3 protein-coding genes are annotated in these 1,346 nt (G+C 51.4%); 2 read left to right on the forward strand and 1 reads right to left on the reverse strand.

All coding sequences use genetic code 11. The features are described 5' to 3' along the window. Nucleotides 1–232 precede the first annotated feature (232 nt). Nucleotides 233–427, reverse strand: a complete 195-nt coding sequence (locus F6K46_RS39780) for a hypothetical protein (RefSeq protein ID WP_293069039.1) — start codon at nt 425–427, stop codon at nt 233–235. Between F6K46_RS39780 and F6K46_RS39785 the strand changes: the two genes are divergently transcribed. Next, a complete protein-coding gene (locus F6K46_RS39785; protein ID WP_293069042.1) occupies nt 419–658 on the forward strand; it encodes a hypothetical protein in 240 nt (79 codons plus the stop codon). The two genes, F6K46_RS39780 and F6K46_RS39785, sit on opposite strands and share 9 nt — an antisense overlap. Beyond that, complete coding sequence (locus F6K46_RS39790) at nt 658–909, forward strand: hypothetical protein (protein ID WP_293069045.1); 252 nt, start codon at nt 658–660, stop codon at nt 907–909. Before F6K46_RS39785 ends, F6K46_RS39790 begins: the two co-directional genes overlap by 1 nt. Nucleotides 910–1,346: the final 437 nt, after the last annotated feature.

The raw sequence follows: 1,346 nt of genomic DNA on the forward strand, positions 1-1,346 counted from the left end.
GCTACGGGAAGGCAAGACTCGATCAAAAAGGGTAGAGGGATATGGGAGGCGCTTGGTCACTACACAACCAGCCCATCGGAGCATGTCCAACTCTACCCAAATTCATGATCAACTGTTAGACTTTCTGTGTCAATACAGCAGCTACCCTCGATCTGCGCCATCTAAAAACCTTAGCCTGGATGGTGAGTGCCTTAATTAGCAGTGGTAAGCTTTGCCTTAGTGCCATAGAACCTTATGTCTGATGCCTCGCCAAACAAGCCCAGAGCTTTGAACGTCGGTGGCACCGCTTTGTGAGCAATCGACTCATTGGTGTGAAGGGGCTATATATTCCCTTGGTGCTAAAGGCAATTGAAGAATTGGCAGTCTCATCGTCTGTACCTTGCACTCGATACCACAGTGCTTTGGAATCGCGCTCTGTATGATTCATCTATCACTGGTGTGTTGTGGTCGTGCCGTGCCATTTCTGTGGCAAGGGTCGGAGCATAGCAGTGCCACGGTGGCTTCCCTTGGAATATCAGCCATTGTTACGCCAAGCCCGGTGGATATTGCGTCAACATGCCGATGTGATGCTCAAAGCCGACCGGGGTTTCGCCAACCACGCTTTGATGAACTGGTTACTTTGGAGCAATTGGCACTACTGCCTACGGCTGCCCTGTGATGTCCATTTGCTTCGGTCCGCGTCGCTATCCGATTGAAGTCAGTTATCTGTGGCCACAAAACGGAGTTGCAGTTTTCTATCACCATGTGGGTTTATGGCAAGATGGAAAACACCGCTCTCATCTGGTGTTAGCCATAGTCATTGGGGTCAAAGAGCCTTGGGCGGTCATCACCGATGAAACCACCACCATTATGACTCTGTGGCAATACGGTTTGAGGTTCCGGGTCGAGGAATTATTTAAGCGACAGTAAGTCGGGAGCCTTTGAACTCGAAGACTCCCGCATCCGCAATGGCGAGCTCTCGAACGGCTCTACGAGCGTGGCTGCGGTGGCACTACTGTACGGCACGACTCAAGGCATGGCTGTTCAACTACTTTGTCTGCGACGGCAGGTCGTTCGCGTAGCGTGACTGCATGTCAATCCTCATTGGCATGCATGGTCTGAGTTACCTGAAAATTGGTCTGCGCTGGCTAATGGGAGTCCTCCACAAAAGTCGTCAACTTTTAACACCCGTCCCCTTGCTACCCAAAGACCCGCAACCGTGCTTTGCGCCGCTCTTAAAGCTCGTCAGGATTTTTACGTTCGCGTAGCGTGACTGCATGTCAATCGCATCTGGTTCTCACGGATTCAGTCGTTACAGTGTCGAGCCTGATACGTCTTGGTTTCACACAGATGTGTCAGGCAGCCAG

The sequence above is a fragment of the Moorena sp. SIO3E8 genome (assembly GCF_010692445.1).
GTDB classification, from domain to species: domain Bacteria; phylum Cyanobacteriota; class Cyanobacteriia; order Cyanobacteriales; family Coleofasciculaceae; genus Moorena; species Moorena bouillonii.